We start from the raw sequence: 16,364 nt of genomic DNA on the forward strand, positions 1-16,364 counted from the left end.
ATCAATCCCTTGTATTATTTTCTTTAAGTTGTTTCTCAAGCTCTGAAACACGATCTGCCAGCTTCGACAGACGACGGATATGGGCTGCATTGCGTACCCAGTCCTCGTGCGTGTCGAGCGGGAACACCCCGGTATAACGTCCGGCCTCGGTGATGCTCTTCATCACCAGCGAGCCCGCGGAAATCGTCGTGCCGGCGGCCAGCGACAGGTGACCGGTAATCATGCCTGCCCCGCCGACGATGCAGTGCTCGCCCATCGTCACGCTGCCAGCCACGCCGGTGCAGCCAGCGAGCACGCTGTACGGGCCGATCCGGCAGTTGTGGGCGATCTGCACCAGATTGTCGATCTTGCACCCTTCGCCAATCACTGTATCTTCCAGCGCACCGCGGTCGACCGTGGTATTGGCCCCGATTTCGACGTCGTCGCCAATGCGCACGACACCGATCTGCGGAATCTTGATCCAGGCCTTGCCTTCCGGTGCGAAACCGAAGCCGTCGGCACCGATGACCGTGCCGGAATGAATGATCACCCGCTCGCCCAGCACGCAACCATGGTAGATGGTGACGTTCGGATAGAGGATGCTGCCGGCACCGATCTGCGCCCCGTCACCGATCACGCAGCCGGCGTGAATGACGACATCGTCGCCCAGCACGACGTTGCGCCCGATGCAGACATGCGGAGCGATGGCAACGCTGTCCGGCACCGGAGAATCGACGACCGCACTGGCATGAACCCCGGAAAAACCGACGTTCAGTGGATTCAGCAGGGTCGCCACACGCGCATAGTAGGCATAGGGATTGGCCGTGACGATACGCGCACCGGCGAAGGCATCCGCCGCGTCCGGCGCCAGCACGACAGCCGCCGCCCGGGTAGTCTGCAACTGGGCGCGATACTTGCGGTTGGCAAGGAAGGTGATGTCACCTTCGCCAGCCGCAGCCAGGGTCGACACCCGGGAAATGCGAATTTCCCCGTCCCCAAGTACATCGCCGCCCAAACGGGCGGCGATTTCGGAGAGCGTGAAGGATAGCGCTTCCGACGCCACCATCACTTGCCGTCGGACAAGGCCTTGATGACGCGCTCGGTGATGTCCAGACGTGGACTCACCCAGACGACATCCTGCAGGATCAGGTCGTACTTGTCGGACTCGGCGATCTGCTTGATGGCGCGGTTGGCTTTCTCGATGACCGCTGCGTTCTCTTCATTCTGGCGCAGGTTCAGGTCTTCACGGAACTCGCGCTGGCGACGCTGGAATTCACGCGACAGATCACCGAATTCCTTTTCGCGATTGCGGCGCTCGGACTCGGCCATGGTCACCGAATTCTTTTCCAGGGCTTCCTGCAGTCCCTGCAGTTGCTTGGCCATGCGCTGCAATTCCTGATCGCGCCGGGAAAACTCGCTTTCCAGCTTTTTTGCAGCCTTCTGGGCAGCCGGTGCATCACGGAAGATACGCTGCGTATCGACATAACCAACCTTCAGTTCGGCCGCACCGAGCCCGGTGATGCACAGGGCGGACAAGCACGAAGCGAGGACAAGGGATTTAGCTTTCAACATGAGACTCCTGATCAAAAAGTGGTACCCATCTGGAACTGGAAGGCTTCCGATTCATCCTGGTCCTTCTTGTTTAATGGCATGCCGACACTGAACTTGAGCGGTCCGATCGGCGACAGCCATGAAGCGGTGACACCGGTCGAATAACGAATTTCACCGAAATCCAGACTGTCTCCCGATGCATAGACCTGACCGGCATCGAAGAACAGGCCCATGCGCGCAGAGCTTTCAAAACCAGGCAAGCTCCACAGCAGTTCGGCGTTGCCGACAATCTTCCGATTGCCGCCAAGACGATCTTCGCCTTCCAGTGTTCCCAGTGTTCCGAGAGTGTTCGACTTGTAGCCGCGGACCGAATTCACGCCACCCGCATAATAATTCTTGAAAAACGGCAGTTTCTTGCCGCTCAGTCCATTGGCAATACCGATTTCACCATTGAGCATCAGGGTGAAGCGCTTGGAAATGGGCAGGAAGTGCTGCAATTGATAGTTGGCACGGTAATAGGTCAGATCGACACCGGGCAGACCGACTTCAATGCCGGCACGCTGGTAGGTACCCGAGGTCGGAAAGTAGTAGCTGTTCTTGGTGTCACTGACCCAGGTCAGCGATGCCGGCAGGGAAACATTGGTTTTACCGAACTCGTTGACGTAGCGCTTGTAATACGTCGGGCTGTTTTCGTAAGTCGTGATCGAGGTGGTATCCACCGCCAGACCGACTGAATAGGACTGGGTCTCGCTGATCGGGAAACCGAAGCGGATACCGCCACCGGTTGATTCCGACTTGTAGTCGCCGATATCGGTCGAATCCGTATCCGTGGTCCGGTGATACACATCGAAACCCTGGCTGACGCCATCGGGCGTGAAATACGGATTGGTGTAGGAAAAAGCATAGGTCCGGTTGGACTTCGCGGAATTGACCTGGATCGAGACGTTGTTGCCGCTACCCATGAAATTGTTCTGCGAAATCGAGCCGGAGAGAATCAACTTGTCCGTACTCGAGGTACCGACACCCAGCATCAGGTTGCCGGTCGGCTTTTCAGTAACGTTGACATTGACATCAAGCTGATCCGAGGTGCCAGCAACCGGGGGCGTTTCAACCGTCACTTCGGAGAAGAAACCGAGGCGGTCGACACGCTCCTTCGAAGCAGTCACCTTGGCAGCGTCGTACCAGCCACTTTCCATCTGGCGAATTTCCCGACGCACGACTTCGTCGCGGGTCTTGGTATTGCCGGTCACATTGACCCGACGGACGTAAACACGCTTGCCCGGATCAATGAAGATGGTGAAATCAACCAGACGCTTTTCCCGGTTGATTTCCGGTGCTGCATTGACGTTGGCGAAGGCATAGCCTTCCGTTCCGAGACGATCGCTGATCGCCTTGGTCGATGCATTCAGACGTTCCCGGGAGAACACGTCACCGGGACGTACCGTCACCAGTTTTTTCAATTCACCTTCCGGGATCGTGAAATCGCCGGCCAGCTTGACCGAAGCCACCTTGTAGCGCTCGCCTTCGGTCACGTTGACAGTGATGAACACATCCTGCTTGTCCGGTGAAATCGAGACCTGGGTGGATTCGACGTTGAACTCGAGGAAACCTTTGTCGAGATAATAGGACTTCAGTTTTTCCAGGTCAGCCGACAGCTTCTGCCGTGAATACTGGTCATTCTTCGTATACCAGGTCAGCCAACCCGGCGTCGTCAACTCGAACAGCCCCTGGAGATCCTTCTCCTTGAAGCTTTTGGCACCGACGATGTTGATCTGACGGATCTTGGCGGCATCGCCTTCGACAATATTGAAATTGATGCCCACCCGATTGCGCTCGAGCGGCGTCACGGTCGTGGTGATCTGCGCCGCATACTTGCCGCGCGACAGATACTGACGCTTGAGTTCCTGCTCTGCCTTGTCCAGCAGGGAGCGGTCGAAGATGCGGCCGGTAGCGATACCGGTTTCCTTCAGCGCCTTGATGATCACATCCTTGTCGAACTCCTTGAGCCCGACAAAATTGAGCGCAGAAATGGCCGGCCGCTCTTGCAGCATGACAACCATGACGTCCCCTTCGACGTCGATGCGCACATCCTTGAAAAACCCCGTCGCGAACAGCGTCTTGATGGCCTGGGCCGCCTTTTCGTCGTTCAGGGTGTCGCCAACCTTGACAGGCAAATAACTGAATACGGTACCGGCTTCGGTGCGCTGTATGCCCTCGACGCGGATGTCCTTGACGGTGAATGGCTGGAAAGCCATCACAGGCAAGGAGAAAAGACCGGCAATCAGGGCTGGCAACAGGGATTTTTTCATCGTTAGCCGCCAAACAGGCGATTCAAGTCGTTAAAAAATGCGAAAGCCATCAAGGTGAACAAAATGGCCAGACCCAACTGCTGCCCGATTGCCATGGCCCGCTCTGAGAGGGGCTTTCGCCTGACGACTTCAATCATATGATACATCAAATGCCCACCATCCAGCACCGGGATGGGCAGGAGGTTCAGCACCCCGAGGCTGATACTGACCAGCGCCATGAACTTGACATAGTAATCGATTCCGAGCTTCGCCGATTGCCCCGCGTAGTCGGCAATCGTCACCGGACCGGAAAGATTTTTCCAGGACACTTCGCCGGTCAGCATCTTGCCCAGCATGACCAGGCTGAATACCGACTTGTCCCAGGTTTCCTCCAGCGCCTTGCCGCCGGCCTCGAAAAAACCATAGCTGACGAAGGTCCGCAGTTCGCGTCGGGTTTCCGCTGTTTCAGCGACGGCAACGCCAATCCGCCCGATGCGCTGACCGCGCTCGGAAATCTCGTCGGGAACGATGTCGACCGCAAAATTCCGGCCATCACGCTCGACATCGAAATGCAGGCTGCGACCACCGGCCTCGCGTATGATCACGACCAGCTCATGCCAGCTGTCGATCTTCTTGCCGTCGATCGCCAGCACATGATCGCCCGCCTGCAAACCGGCCAGCTCGCCCGGCCCACCGGCAACCAGCTTGCCGATGACGGCAGGCAGGTCCGGACGATAGAAACGCAGGCCGAGACGTTCCAGCGCGTCGCCTTCCCAACCCTCCTCGCCAGCAGCGGCGAGGTACAGACGCCGGACGGCGATGTCACCTTGCGCATTGATTACTTCCAGTTCGGTACTTTCCTGACCAGCTGCCTTCTGCAGAACCTGCCAGCGCAGATCGTTCCAGGTAGCGACCGGCTGCCCGTCGATACGGCGCACCTGTTCGCCTGACTGCAGGCTGGCCATGGCAGCAGGCGACCCGGTGGGGGGCTGGCCGACGATGGGCAGCAGTTCCTGGCTGCCGTAGATGAAGATGGCCCAGTAAAGCAGGATGGCGAGCAGGAAATTGGCCAGCGGACCGGCGGCAACGATCAGGCTGCGCTTGCCGACCGACTGCCGGTTGAAGGCCCGGTGCGCATCCTCCGGTGGCACATCGCCTTCACGCTCGTCGAGCATCTTTACATAGCCTCCGAGCGGAAACAGGCTGACCGCCCATTCGGTTTGATCGCGACCGAGACGCCGCTGCCAGATGACATTGCCGAAACCGACCGAGAAGCGCAGAACCTTGACACCGCACCAGCGCGCCGCCAGATAGTGGCCAAGTTCATGAAAGACAATCAGGACGCCGAGGACCAGCGCAAAGGCGGCCAGGTAGAACGGCAGGTCGGTCATCCGATGCGTCCGTCGGCGATCATCGCTGTGGCAAGACGACGGGCTTCGGCATCGGCGCCGAGCACGTCGGCCAGGCTGCCCTCGGGCGCAGCCGGCAAGGCGGCCAGCACGGCTTCGTTGAGCCGCGGAATACCGAGGAAGGACAAACGCCCCTCCAGAAATGCGGCGACTGCGATTTCATTGGCGGCATTGAGGATGGCCGGCGCCGTACCGCCTTCGCGCAAGACATCGTAGGCCAGTTGCAGGCAGCGGAAACGGACAAAATCCGGGGGAAAGAAATCGAGGCGGCCAATACGGAACAGATCGAGCGGTTCGACACCGGCGGCGATGCGTTCGGGCCAGGCCATCGCATAGGCGATCGGCGTACGCATGTCCGGGTTGCCCAATTGCGCCAGCACCGAACCATCGGCGTACTGGACGGCCGAATGGATCACGCTCTGCGGATGGACGACAACCTGGATCATCTCCGGCGCGGCATCGAACAGCCAGCGCGCCTCGATGACTTCGAGGCCCTTGTTCATCATCGTTGCCGAATCGACCGAGATCTTGCGCCCCATGACCCAGTTGGGGTGGGCGCAGGCCTGATCGGGCGTGACCTGCTGCAGGTCGGCCAGTGCGGTATTGCGGAACGGACCGCCGGAAGCGGTCAGCAGGATTTTCTCGACACCGCAGGCCGCCAGGCCGCGCGCGAAATCCGCCGGCAGCGCCTGGAAAATCGCGTTGTGTTCGCTATCGACCGGCAGCAGCGTCGCGCCGTGTTCGCGCACCGCGTGCATGAACAGTTCGCCGGCCATCACCAGCACTTCCTTGTTCGCCAGCATCACCCGCTTGCCGGCGCGAGCCGCAGCCAGCGTCGGCTCCAGGCCAGCGGCACCGACAATCGCCGCCATCACGGCGTCGACTTCCGGCAAGGCCGACAATTCGACCAGCGCTTCGACGCCATGGCGCACTTCCGTTGCCAGTCCGGCCTGCCGGCAACGTGCGGCCAGTTCGGCGGCCAGCGGCGCATCGCGCAGCACGGCGAAGCGCGGCCGGAACTCGAGGCACTGCTCGAACAGCTTGTCCACCTGACTGTGCGCGCACAGCGCAAAGGCCTGGTAACGGTCGGGATGACGGCGGATGACGTCAAGCGTGCTAACGCCGATGGAACCGGTGGAACCGAGAACGGTGATGTTTTGTTGCGTCATGCGCGCTGGATGAAAAGCAGCCAGACCATGGCAACGACCGGCAGGGTCGAGGTCAGGCTGTCGATGCGATCGAGAACGCCGCCGTGTCCAGGCAGCACATTGCTGCTGTCCTTGATGCCGGCCTTGCGCTTGAGCAGCGATTCGAACAGGTCACCGATGATGCTCACCGCCGTGACAATCAGCAGCGCGACAATCCACAGCGGCAGCGCGACCTGACCGGCAAGAAAGTAGTGACCGATCAGCAACCCATAAACCAGCACGCCGACTGTTGCACCATAAGCCCCCTCCCAGGTCTTGCCCGGGCTGATGCTGGGCGCCAGCTTGCGCTTGCCGAAACGGCGGCCGGCGAAATAGGCGGCGATGTCAGCCATCCAGACGATGGCAAAGACAGCCAACAGCACGCCTGGCCCAATCGCCCGCAACTGGACCATGGCCAGCCAGGTCGGCAGCAGCACGACCGCGCCGACCAACAGCCCCGGCAAGCCGCGAACCGCCCACCTGGCCTTCAGCCAGAACGGAATCAGCAGCAACCAGAATGCGGTCGACAAGCCGTAAAACACGAAAACCCAGGTTTGCGCCGGCTGAAAACCTGCTGCGCCGATGGCGGCGGGATCGAGCAGCGAGAGCAGCGCACAGGCAACGGCGGTGACCATACCCAGCAGCACGCGCCGGCCATTGCTCCAGCCGAGCAAGGCGCCCCACTCCCAGGCACCGACGCCGATGAAGGCAGCGATCAGTAAGGCCCACGCCGACTGCGGCAACCAGAACAGGCTGGGCAGCAGGACCGCCATCATGGCCAGCGCCGTGATGACGCGCGTCTTAAGCATCGGCTTTACCCGTCAATTGTTCGCTGGTCCGCCCGAAACGGCGTTCGCGTTGCTGGTAGGAAAGAATCGCCTTGTCGAACTCGGCGGCATCGAAATCAGGCCACAGCGTGGGCGTGAAAAAGAATTCAGTATAGGCCAGCTGCCAGAGCAGGAAGTTGCTGATCCGCTCCTCGCCGCCAGTACGGATGAAAAGATCCGGCTCCGGTGCGAAATGCATGGACAGATGCGGTTCCATGTCGGCCTCTTCCCATTGCCCGGCTTTTTCCGGCATGGCTTCGGTCATCCGGTTCACCGCCTGCATGATGTCCCAGCGACCGCCGTAATTGGCAGCGATGGTGAGATCAAGGCGGGTATTGCCGGCGGTGCGCTCTTCGGCCTTGCGAATCAGCGCCTGAAGACGTGGCTCGAAACGCGATAGATCGCCGATGATGCGCAGGCGGACGCCATTGCGGTCAAGCTTCTCGACCTCCTGCTCAAGTGCCTTGACGAAGAGCTGCATCAGCAAGGTCACTTCTTCTTGCGGTCGACGCCAGTTTTCCGAAGAAAATGCAAACAGCGTCAGATACTGAACGCCACGCTCCAGGCAGGAGCGAACCATTTCGCGAACCAGTTCGACGCCCTTGACGTGGCCGGCCACGCGCGGCAAGAACCGCTTCTTCGCCCAGCGCCCGTTGCCATCCATGATGACCGCAACGTGCCGGGGAACGGCTGCAACCTGCGGAACATCCCGCGTCGAACTGGAAAATATCGCCATGCAGCCGGAACGGCTCAGATCTGCATCAGCTCGGCCTCTTTGGCGGCGAGCATCTTGTCGACTTCGGCGATGAATTTATCGGTGAGCTTCTGCACGTCATCCTGGGCGCGACGCTCGTCGTCTTCAGGGATTTCGCCCTTCTTCAGCGCATCCTTCAGATGGGTGTTGGCGTCGCGACGCAGGTTGCGGATCGCCACCTTGGCGCCCTCGCCTTCGTTCTTGACGACCTTGTTCATTTCCTTGCGGCGTTCTTCCGTCAGCGCCGGCATCGGCACGCGGATCAGATCGCCCTGGGTCGCCGGATTGAGACCGAGATCGGAATCGCGGATGGCCTTCTCGACCTTCTGCACCATGTTCTTTTCCCACGGCTGGACACCCAGCGTCCGGGCGTCGACCAGGGTGATGTTGGCGACCTGGTTCACCGGCACCGGCGAACCGTAGTAATCCACCTGCACGTGATCGAGCAGGCCGACATGGGCGCGGCCGGTACGGATTTTCAGGAGGTCGTTCTTCAACGACTCCAGCGTTTTCACCATCTTCGCTTCAGCGGTCTTCTTGAGTTCGGCAATCATCCGTCTCTCCCTCAGCAATAGACCAGCGTGCCCTCATCCTCGCCACAGACCACGCGCTTCAGCGCACCGGCCTTGAAGATGGAGAACACGTTGATCGGCAGTTTCTGGTCGCGGCACAAGGCGAATGCCGTGGCATCCATGACCGCGAGATTTTGCGAAATCGCATCGTTGAAGCTGATCCGGTCGTAACGGGTCGCCGCCGGATCCTTTTTCGGATCGGCCGTGTAGATACCGTCGACCTTGGTCGCCTTCAGCACGATTTCCGCGCCAATTTCCGAGCCGCGCAGGGCTGCAGCGGTATCGGTGGTAAAGAAGGGGTTGCCGGTGCCAGCACCGAAAATGACCACCTTGCCTTCTTCCAGGTAACGAATGGCCTTGCCGCGGATATAGGGCTCGACCACCTGTTCGATATTCAGGGCCGACTGCACCCGGGCATTCAGACCACATTGACGCATTGCGTCGGACAGCGCCATGGCGTTCATCACCGTGGCCAGCATGCCCATGTAATCTGCAGTGGCGCGATCCATCCCGGTAGCCGTACCGGCCATCCCACGGAAGATGTTGCCACCGCCGATCACGACGCCGATTTCCACACCCAGGTCGGCAACCGCCTTGATCTCGCCGCAAATCCCCGCAATGACCTGCGGGTTGATGCCGTAGGCATCGGACCCCATCAGGGCCTCGCCGGAGAGTTTCAGCAGGATGCGCTTGTACTTGGGGGTGGTCATCGGCGTTCCTTTCAATTACTTCTTGGCAGCAGCGGCAGCAGCCTGGGCAGCGACTTCGGCAGCGAAATCGTCAACCTTCTTCTCGATGCCTTCACCGACCATGAACAGCGTGAAGCTGGCCACCGAAGCGCCCTTGGCCTTCAGCAGCTGTTCGATCGTCTGCTTGCCGTCTTCGGCCTTGACGAAGACCTGGCCCATCAGGGTCACGTCCTTCAGATACTTCTGCACGGTACCTTCGGCGATCTTTTCCAGCATCGCTTCCGGCTTGCCAGCTTCGCGGGCCTTTTCGATGGCGACACGACGCTCGGTGTCGAGCAGTTCGGCGGAAACGCCAGAGGCATCCAGCGACTTCGGCTTGGAAGCAGCGATGTGCATCGCCAGATCCTTGCCCAGTTGCTCGTCGCCACCAACCAGATCAAGCAGCACGCCAACCTTGGCGCCGCCGTGGATGTAGGAAACCATCCGGCCCTTGGCTTCGCAACGGACGAAGCGGCGGATCGTCATGTTTTCACCGATCTTGCCCACCAGCGCGGCACGAGTGGATTCCACCGTACCTTCGCCCATCGGCAGCGCGGACAGCGCAGCGACGTCGGCCGGATTGCTGGCAGCCACCAGTGCGGCGCAACCATTGGTCAGCGCGATGAAGTCATCGTTCTTGGCAACGAAATCGGTTTCGCTGTTGACTTCGATGATTGCACCAACCTTGCCATCAGCAGTGATGCTGACGGCAACGATGCCTTCTGCTGCAATGCGGGCAGCTGCCTTGGAGGCCTTGTTGCCCAGCTTGACGCGAAGGATTTCCTCGGCCTTGGCCATGTCGCCATCGGCTTCGGTCAGGGCCTTCTTGCATTCCATCATCGGTGCGTCGGTCTTGCCGCGCAGCTCTGCAACCATACCTGCGGTAATTGCCGCCATGTTTCTATCTCCTGAGCTTTAAGACAGGCGGAGCCTGAGGCTCCGCCATTACAGCATTACTTATTCAGCTGCTTCTTCGACTTCGACGAACTCATCATCACCGCCGGCGGCAACGATTTCCTGCAGGACCTGGCTGCGGCCTTCGAGGATGGCATCGGCCACGCCACGGGCGTACAGCTGAATGGCGCGGGAAGAGTCGTCGTTACCCGGAATGACGTAAGCAACGCCGTCCGGCGAGTGGTTGGTATCGACCACGCCGATGACCGGAATACCGAGCTTTTCGGCTTCGGTGATGGCGATCTTGTGGTAACCGACGTCAACGACGAAGATGGCGTCCGGCAGGCCGGCCATATCCTTGATGCCGCCGATGGACTTCTGCAGCTTTTCCAGTTCGCGACGGAAGGTCAGCGCTTCCTTCTTGGACATGCGCTCCAGATCGCCGGCTTCAACAGCCAGTTCCATGTCCTTCAGGCGCTTGATCGAGGTGCGGACCGTCTTGAAGTTGGTCAGCATGCCGCCCAGCCAGCGCTGGTCGACGCAGGCTGCGCCGGCACGTGCTGCTTCTTCGGCGATGATTTCGCGGGCCTGACGCTTGGTGCCGACGAACAGGATGTTGCCGCGGTTGGCCGACAGCTTCTTCACGAAAGCCATGGCTTCGTTGTACTTGGCCAGGGTCTTTTCGAGGTTGACGATGTGAATCTTGTTGCGGGCACCGAAGATGTACGGGGCCATCTTGGGGGACCAGAAACGGGTCTGGTGACCGAAGTGGACACCAGCCTCCAGCATTTCGCGCATGGTAACGGACATGATAAAACTCCTTAAGGGTTGAACCTCCACCCGCCGCAAACGCCCGTCGTTATTTGATTTTGACGAACACCCTTAATCGGCGGATGTGTGGATTTGACGACATGCACTGTGCACACCGCCGTTTTTTACGGCTTGTTGGACCGAGAAAAACCCGACGATTATAGCAGCAAAATCGCCGGGTAAAAAGCCCGAAAACACGACAGGGAAAGCCCGCTAGCGGGGCAGGCAGACCTGCAGCATACGCTCGAGATAAGGTTGCCAGTCCGGCATCAGCAGGTCGAAATCCGCTTCCAGACGACTGCAGTCCAGCCGCGAATTGGCCGGACGCCGCGCCGGCGTCGGATATTCGGCAGTGGTGATGGCCTTGATCGCCGCAGCGTCAAGGCGCAAAGCCGCACCCTGCGACCGGGCCAGATCGACGATACGCCGGGCAAAATCGTACCAGCTGACCGGATTGGCTGCCGCCAGGTGGTACAGGCGGTTTTCGCCCGCGCCAAGGCGTCGACCGCAAGCGAGCGAAGCCAGCACGGTGGCGCTCACGTCGGCGATCAATGCCGCCGGCGTCGGCGATCCGGTCTGATCAGCGACAACGTTCAGCGCCTCCTTGTCCCGCGCCAGGCGCAGGATGGTCTTGACGAAATTGCCGCCATGCTCGCCGAACACCCAACTGGTCCGGAAAATCAGCGATTTACCGCCGACCGCACGGATGGCCTCTTCGCCGGCCAGCTTGGTCCGGCCATAAACGCTCTGCGGTGCCGTTGGATCGCTCTCGACATAGACGCCATCCTTGGTTCCGTCATAGACGTAATCGGTCGAATAGTGAACCAGCAGCGCATCGCAATCCTTCGCCGCGAGCGCCAGCAAGCGCGGCGCTTCGGTATTGATCGCGGCGGCCAGTGCCGGCTCCGATTCCGCCTTGTCGACCGCTGTATAGGCGGTTGCATTGACGATCACCGATGGCCGCAGCGTCTCGACAAGGGAACGAATCTGCGCCGGATCTGCCAGATCACAATCGGCGCGAGCGCAGGCCCGCACCGGACCGAGCGGCGCCAGCGCGCGCTGCAACTGCCAACCGACCTGCCCATCCTTGCCCAGCAAAAGTATCGTCATTCCCAAGTCTCCCAGCCGTAAACCCGCGCAGTATGCCATTACCGACCGCTGCGGCTTTGCGAAACAGGGGGCATCATTTATCCTTCCCATTTCGCAACGCACCAAGAACAGCCATGAGCATCACGATCAAGACGCCGGAAGAAATCGAGAAAATGCGCGTCGCCGGGCGCCTCGCCGCCGAGGTTCTCGACTATATCGAACCCTTCGTCAAGCCAGGGGTCACCACCGAGGAACTCGACAAGCTCTGCCACGACTACATGGTCGATGTGCAGAACTGCATTCCCGCTCCGCTCAACTACGCGCCATCCGGCTACGATCCGTACCCGAAATCGATCTGCACCTCGATCAACCAGCAGGTCTGCCACGGCGTCCCCAGCGACCGCGTCCTGAAGAACGGCGACATCGTCAATCTCGACATCACGACGATCAAGGACGGTTACCACGGCGACACCAGCCGCATGTTCATCGTCGGCGAAGGTTCGATCCAGGCCAAACGGCTGTGTCAGATCACCTTTGAATGCATGTGGCTGGGCATCTCGGTGGTCAAGCCCGGCGCGCATCTCGGCGATATCGGCGCGATCATCCAGAAACATGCCGAGAACAACGGTTACTCGGTGGTCCGCGAATTCTGCGGCCACGGCATCGGCGCCAAGTTTCACGAAGACCCGCAGGTCGTGCATTACGGCAAGGCCGGCACCGGCATCAAGCTGGAAGCCGGCATGATGTTCACCATCGAACCGATGATCAACGCCGGCAAGGCGGCGATCCGCGAAATGTCCGACGGCTGGACCATCGTCACCAAGGACCGCAGCCTGTCGGCACAGTGGGAACATACCCTGCTGGTCACCGAAACCGGCTACGAGATCATGACCCTGTCGGCGGGCAGCCGGCCGAAGCCGGACTGGATCGCCTGATGAGCGTCGACGTTGCCGCGCTGCGGGCAGAAATCAAGGCCCGCCAGGCCGTTCTGCAGGCCCGCTACCTCGAAGACAACGATGCCAACGCCCTGCTCCGCCAGCGCAGCGCCGACGTCGACGACATCCTCTGCCGCCTGTGGAATGCCTTCGATTTCCCCGCCTCGGCAGCCCTGGCCGCCGTCGGCGGCTACGGCCGTGGCGAACTCTACCCATCCTCCGACATCGATCTGCTGATCCTGCTGCCGCAAGCCGCCAGTGCCGCCACCGAAGCCAAGCTGGAACGCCTGGTCGGACACTTCTGGGATATCGGCCTGGAAATCGGCCACAGCGTGCGCACCATTCCGGAATGCCTGAACGAGGCTGCCGGCGACATCACCGTCCAGACCGCCCTGCTCGAAGCCCGCCTGCTGACCGGCAGCGAGAAGCTGTTCACCACCTTCCGCAAGCGGCTGTTCGGCAACCTCGACCCGCTCGGCTTTTTCGAAGCCAAGCGACTGGAGCAGCAGGACCGCTACCTGCGCTACAACGAAACGCCCTACAGCCTGGAACCGAACATCAAGGAATCGCCGGGCGGCCTGCGCGACCTGCAGGTCATCTTCTGGATCGCCAAGGCCGCCGGTTACGGTGACACCTGGGACGAACTCGGCGTTGACGGCGTGATGTCGGAAGAAGGCGTCTCGCTGGGCAAGCGCTTCGAGGAGTTCCTGCGCCACCTGCGCATCCGCCTGCACTTCCTTGCCGGCCGCCGCGAAGACCGCCTGCTCTTCGACTACCAGGCCAACCTGGCCGGTCGTTACGGCTATGCCGACAACGAGTCCAAGCGCGCCTCGGAACAGCTGATGCAGGCCTATTACCGCAATGCCAAGGGCCTGACGCTGCTCAACACCATCGTCCTGCAGAACATGGGCGCCGCGCTGGCGCCGGAAAACCTGCAACGCCCGCAGGATTTCGACGAGCACTTCCAGATCGTCGGCAACCTGCTCGATGTGCGTGACGAAAGCCTGTTCGAACGTGAACCCGGACTGGTACTCGACGCCTTCCTGATCATGCAGGAAAACTCCGAATTGCAGGGCATGACGGCACCGACACTGCGTTCGCTGTGGCTGGCCCGCGAGCGCATCGACGACGCCTTCCGGGCCGATCCGGCCAACCGGGCAATGTTCCTCAAGCTATTGCAGAGCGAGCGCGGCATCGTCCATGAATTCCGGCGGATGAACCAGCTCGACATCCTCGGCGCCTACCTGCCGAACTTCGGCCGCATCGTCGGCCAGATGCAGCACGACCTGTTCCACGTCTACACCGTCGATCAGCACATCCTGCAGGTGCTGCGCAACCTGCGCCGGTTCACGATGAGCGAGTTCGCTCACGAGTACCCGCTGTGCTCGCGCATCATCAACGAATTCGAACGCCCCTGGCTGCTCTACATTGCCGCCCTCTTCCATGACATCGCCAAGGGACGCGGTGGCGACCACTCGGTGAAGGGCATGACCGACGCCCGCGAATTTTGCGAAAACCACGGGTTGACCGCAGAAGACACCGAACTGGTGGTGTGGCTGGTCCGCCAGCACCTGGTCATGTCGCAGATTGCCCAGAAGGAAGACCTGAGCAATCCGGAAGTCATCGACAAATTTGCCGGTCTGGTCGGCGACGTCCGCCACCTGCAGGCACTCTACCTGCTGACCCATGCCGACATCCGCGGTACCAGCCCGAAAGTCTGGAACCAGTGGAAAGGCAAGCTGCTGGCCGACCTTTATCTGCAGACCCAGCACTTCCTGGCGCAGGACGAAGCCCCGGTCGCACATGGCATCATTGCCGAGCGCCAGGCCGAGGCAATGCGCCTGCTGCGCTTCTTCGCGCTTTCCGACACCGTGCACGAACGTCTGTGGAAGCAGCTCGATACCGTCTATTTCCTGCGCCACTCGGCCGAGGAAATCGCCTGGCACACGCGCTCGCTGCACTACCGCATCTACAACAACCAGCCGGTCGTCCGTGCCCGCATGTGGCAGGACGGCGTCGGCCTGCAGGTGATGGTGTACACGCAGGACCAACATGATCTGTTTGCCCGGCTGGTCGGCTTTTTCGCCCGTGCCGGCTACAGCATCGTCGATGCCAAGATCCACACCACCGCACACGGTTACGCGCTCGACAGCTTCATCCTGCTCGACGTGGAAAAGCGCGACCACAACCGCGAAATGCTTGCCTACATCGAGCACGAACTGGAAGAACGCCTGCAGCACCAGCTACCGCCGGAGGTGCCGTCGGCCGGCCGCTTGTCACGCCAGGTCAAGCACTTCCCGATCAAGCCGGAAGTCAGCATCCGCGGCGACGAGAAAGGCACACACTTCGTCCTGTCGCTGACCGCCGCCGACCGCCCCGGCCTGCTCTACACCGTCGCCCGGACACTGGCCGAACACGGTGCCGAGCTGCACACCGCCAAGATCGCCACGCTCGGCGAACGGGCGGAAGACGTTTTCCTGATCAGCGGCGGCGACCTGCGCGATACCAACCAGCGCATCCGCCTGGAAACCGACCTGATCGAACGCATGAAAGTCTGAGGCCAGCGGCCTCAGACCGACATCCCCAGCGGCAGGCAGGCGTCCTGGCAGCCGACGACGCGCTCGATGACGGCGCGGACACGGCCCATGGCTTCGTGCAGCACATGCTCCAGGCTTTCAAAATGAATGCCGTTGGCGCTGCTGCCACGCCCTGCCGCATGGTTGGCGATGACGCTGATGGCCGCATACGGCACGCCCAGTTCGCGCGCCAGTACCGCTTCCGGCATGCCGGTCATGCCGACGATGTCGGCGCCGTCGCGTTCCAGGCGGTTGATCTCCGCCGCTGATTCGAGACGCGGCCCCTGCGTGGCGGCATAAACGCTGCCGATCTTCACCGGAATGCTCAAACCGCTGGCCGCCTCGGCTATGCGCCGGGACAAATCGGCATCGTAGGGGTCGGTGAAATCAACATGGGTCACCGGCGAGCCGACGCCGTCGAAGAAGGTCGACTTGCGACCCCAGGTGTAATCGATGATCTGGTCCGGCAGCACGATGTCGCCCGGCTGCAGGTCGGCACGGATGCCGCCGACCGAAGCCACGGAAATGATGCCGGTGACTTCGTGGTGGTGCAGCGCCCACAGGTTGGCGCGGTAATTGACCATGTGCGGCGGAATGCTGTGGCCGTAGCCATGGCGCGGCAGGAAGACTGCCGGTTTGCCGCAGATCTGGCCGAAGACCAGCGCGCCCGAGGGCTCGCCGAACGGGGTACGGACAACTTCGCGATGGGAAACGTCGAGATTGGACAGGGTCGTCAGACCGCTGCCGCCAATGATTGCCAGCATG

General features: G+C 61.0%; 15 protein-coding genes. 2 read left to right on the top strand and 13 right to left on the bottom strand.

The features are described 5' to 3' along the window. Position 1: 1 nt before the first annotated feature. The 12 genes from lpxD to rfbD form a co-directional block, all read right to left on the bottom strand. Positions 2-1,045, bottom strand: a complete 1,044-nt coding sequence (gene lpxD, locus BJN45_RS07990) for a UDP-3-O-(3-hydroxymyristoyl)glucosamine N-acyltransferase (protein WP_076093758.1) — start codon at positions 1,043-1,045, stop codon at positions 2-4. Then, on the bottom strand, positions 1,045-1,551 hold the full coding sequence (locus tag BJN45_RS07995) for an OmpH family outer membrane protein (RefSeq protein ID WP_076093761.1): 507 nt from the start codon (positions 1,549-1,551) through the stop codon (positions 1,045-1,047). The genes lpxD and BJN45_RS07995 overlap by 1 nt, the downstream gene beginning before the upstream one ends. A gap of 11 nt (positions 1,552-1,562) precedes the next feature. Further along, positions 1,563-3,839: an outer membrane protein assembly factor BamA gene (gene bamA / locus BJN45_RS08000; protein WP_076093763.1), complete on the bottom strand. Its 2,277-nt coding sequence runs from the start codon at positions 3,837-3,839 to the stop codon at positions 1,563-1,565. Positions 3,840-3,841: 2 nt separating this feature from the next. Continuing rightward, complete coding sequence (rseP, locus tag BJN45_RS08005; protein ID WP_076093766.1) at positions 3,842-5,209, bottom strand: RIP metalloprotease RseP; 1,368 nt, start codon at positions 5,207-5,209, stop codon at positions 3,842-3,844. Continuing rightward, a complete protein-coding gene (gene ispC / locus BJN45_RS08010) occupies positions 5,206-6,396 on the bottom strand; it encodes a 1-deoxy-D-xylulose-5-phosphate reductoisomerase (protein WP_076093768.1) in 1,191 nt (396 codons plus the stop codon). The genes rseP and ispC overlap by 4 nt, the downstream gene beginning before the upstream one ends. Continuing rightward, entirely contained in the window at positions 6,393-7,223 is an 831-nt protein-coding gene (locus tag BJN45_RS08015) for a phosphatidate cytidylyltransferase (RefSeq protein ID WP_076093771.1), read from the bottom strand. The genes ispC and BJN45_RS08015 overlap by 4 nt, the downstream gene beginning before the upstream one ends. Beyond that, positions 7,216-7,977, bottom strand: coding sequence for a polyprenyl diphosphate synthase (uppS, locus tag BJN45_RS08020; protein WP_076093773.1), 762 nt, complete (start codon positions 7,975-7,977; stop codon positions 7,216-7,218). Before uppS ends, BJN45_RS08015 begins: the two co-directional genes overlap by 8 nt. 14 nt (positions 7,978-7,991) lie before the next feature. After that, positions 7,992-8,549, bottom strand: coding sequence for a ribosome recycling factor (gene frr / locus BJN45_RS08025; RefSeq protein WP_076093775.1), 558 nt, complete (start codon positions 8,547-8,549; stop codon positions 7,992-7,994). Between the two features lie 11 nt (positions 8,550-8,560). Further along, positions 8,561-9,277: a UMP kinase gene (gene pyrH, locus BJN45_RS08030; RefSeq protein ID WP_076093777.1), complete on the bottom strand. Its 717-nt coding sequence runs from the start codon at positions 9,275-9,277 to the stop codon at positions 8,561-8,563. 15 nt (positions 9,278-9,292) lie between these two features. Beyond that, the gene (gene tsf, locus BJN45_RS08035; protein ID WP_076093780.1) at positions 9,293-10,192 is read right to left on the bottom strand and encodes a translation elongation factor Ts; all 900 of its coding nucleotides are present in this window, start codon (positions 10,190-10,192) and stop codon (positions 9,293-9,295) included. Positions 10,193-10,252: 60 nt separating this feature from the next. Next, positions 10,253-10,999: a 30S ribosomal protein S2 gene (gene rpsB, locus BJN45_RS08040; RefSeq protein ID WP_076093782.1), complete on the bottom strand. Its 747-nt coding sequence runs from the start codon at positions 10,997-10,999 to the stop codon at positions 10,253-10,255. A 213-nt stretch (positions 11,000-11,212) separates the two neighbouring features. Then, complete coding sequence (rfbD, locus tag BJN45_RS08045) at positions 11,213-12,109, bottom strand: dTDP-4-dehydrorhamnose reductase (protein ID WP_076093784.1); 897 nt, start codon at positions 12,107-12,109, stop codon at positions 11,213-11,215. Positions 12,110-12,222: 113 nt separating this feature from the next. Here rfbD and map point away from each other — a divergent pair, with 113 nt between their 5' ends. Both map and BJN45_RS08055 read left to right on the top strand, forming a co-directional pair. Next, entirely contained in the window at positions 12,223-13,023 is an 801-nt protein-coding gene (gene map, locus BJN45_RS08050) for a type I methionyl aminopeptidase (RefSeq protein WP_076093786.1), read from the top strand. Then, positions 13,023-15,581 (top strand): [protein-PII] uridylyltransferase, encoded by a 2,559-nt coding sequence (locus tag BJN45_RS08055; RefSeq protein WP_076093788.1) that lies wholly within the window; start codon positions 13,023-13,025, stop codon positions 15,579-15,581. Before map ends, BJN45_RS08055 begins: the two co-directional genes overlap by 1 nt. Before the next feature lie 11 nt (positions 15,582-15,592). Here the strand turns inward: BJN45_RS08055 and BJN45_RS08060 are convergent, their stop codons facing one another. Then, the gene (locus tag BJN45_RS08060) at positions 15,593-16,363 is read right to left on the bottom strand and encodes an S-methyl-5'-thioinosine phosphorylase (protein ID WP_076093791.1); all 771 of its coding nucleotides are present in this window, start codon (positions 16,361-16,363) and stop codon (positions 15,593-15,595) included. Between the last annotated feature and the right edge of the window lies 1 nt (position 16,364).

This window comes from Azonexus hydrophilus (assembly GCF_001956855.1).
Lineage (GTDB): Bacteria > Pseudomonadota > Gammaproteobacteria > Burkholderiales > Rhodocyclaceae > Azonexus > Azonexus hydrophilus_A.

Coding starts and splice junctions, on each gene's coding strand:
- ispC (WP_076093768.1), bottom strand. CDS start 6,396: ATGACGCAACAAAACATCACCGTTCTCGGTTCCACCGGTTCCATCGGC.
- bamA (WP_076093763.1), bottom strand. CDS start 3,839: ATGAAAAAATCCCTGTTGCCAGCCCTGATTGCCGGTCTTTTCTCCTTG.
- frr (WP_076093775.1), bottom strand. CDS start 8,549: ATGATTGCCGAACTCAAGAAGACCGCTGAAGCGAAGATGGTGAAAACG.
- rfbD (WP_076093784.1), bottom strand. CDS start 12,109: ATGACGATACTTTTGCTGGGCAAGGATGGGCAGGTCGGTTGGCAGTTG.
- BJN45_RS08055 (WP_076093788.1), top strand. CDS start 13,023: ATGAGCGTCGACGTTGCCGCGCTGCGGGCAGAAATCAAGGCCCGCCAG.
- map (WP_076093786.1), top strand. CDS start 12,223: ATGAGCATCACGATCAAGACGCCGGAAGAAATCGAGAAAATGCGCGTC.
- rseP (WP_076093766.1), bottom strand. CDS start 5,209: ATGACCGACCTGCCGTTCTACCTGGCCGCCTTTGCGCTGGTCCTCGGC.
- tsf (WP_076093780.1), bottom strand. CDS start 10,192: ATGGCGGCAATTACCGCAGGTATGGTTGCAGAGCTGCGCGGCAAGACC.
- pyrH (WP_076093777.1), bottom strand. CDS start 9,277: ATGACCACCCCCAAGTACAAGCGCATCCTGCTGAAACTCTCCGGCGAG.
- BJN45_RS08060 (WP_076093791.1), bottom strand. CDS start 16,363: ATGCTGGCAATCATTGGCGGCAGCGGTCTGACGACCCTGTCCAATCTC.
- rpsB (WP_076093782.1), bottom strand. CDS start 10,999: ATGTCCGTTACCATGCGCGAAATGCTGGAGGCTGGTGTCCACTTCGGT.
- lpxD (WP_076093758.1), bottom strand. CDS start 1,045: ATGGTGGCGTCGGAAGCGCTATCCTTCACGCTCTCCGAAATCGCCGCC.
- BJN45_RS08015 (WP_076093771.1), bottom strand. CDS start 7,223: ATGCTTAAGACGCGCGTCATCACGGCGCTGGCCATGATGGCGGTCCTG.
- uppS (WP_076093773.1), bottom strand. CDS start 7,977: ATGGCGATATTTTCCAGTTCGACGCGGGATGTTCCGCAGGTTGCAGCC.
- BJN45_RS07995 (WP_076093761.1), bottom strand. CDS start 1,551: ATGTTGAAAGCTAAATCCCTTGTCCTCGCTTCGTGCTTGTCCGCCCTG.